Annotated in this window: 1 protein-coding gene; it reads left to right on the forward strand. The window is 59.9% G+C overall.

Annotated elements, in window-relative coordinates:
- Nucleotides 1-710: IS21 family transposase (istA, locus tag FN060_RS15390; RefSeq protein ID WP_185929062.1), on the forward strand; the 710-nt coding region annotated here is incomplete at both ends.

The following is a 710-nucleotide window of genomic DNA, read 5'->3' on the forward strand; positions in this document are numbered from 1 at the left end:
ATGGCGTTACTGAGCGTAATCCGACGCTGGCATTTTCGAGAGCATCTATCGATCCGGGAGATTTGCCGCAGGACCGGCTTATCCCGGAATACCATCCGCAAATATCTGCGCGCCGGCGGCGTGGAGCCGAAGTTCAACGTGCCGGAGAGGCCGAGCAAACTCGATCCGTTTGCAGATCGGTTATCGGCCTGGCTGAAGACGGAGTCGAAGAGGAGCCGCAAGCAGAAGCGGACTATGAAGCAGCTACACGCTGATCTTGTCAGCCTCGGCTACGAGGGGTCCTACAATCGCGTGGCGGCATTTGCGCGGGAATGGCGAGACGATCGACAGCGGGAACTGCAGACGACGGGCCGCGGGACATTTGTGCCCTTGGCGTTCGAACCAGGCGAAGCCTTCCAGTTCGACTGGTCGGAAGATTGGGCGATCATCGGCAATGAGCGCACCAAGCTGCAGATCGCCCACACGAAGCTGAGCTACTCCAGGGCCTTCATCGTCCGGGCATACCTCCTGCAGACGCACGAGATGCTGTTCGATGCCCATAACCATGCCTTCCGTGTCTTCGGTGGCATTCCTGGTCGCGGCATCTACGACAACATGCGCACGGCGATCGACAAGGTCGGTCGTGGCAAGGAGCGCGACGTCAACGTCCGCTTCATGGCGATGGCCAGCCATTATGTGTTCGAGCCCGAGTTCTGCAATCCGGCTTCCGG

Source organism: Pseudorhizobium halotolerans, from assembly GCF_902153235.2.
Taxonomy (GTDB): domain Bacteria; phylum Pseudomonadota; class Alphaproteobacteria; order Rhizobiales; family Rhizobiaceae; genus Neorhizobium; species Neorhizobium flavum.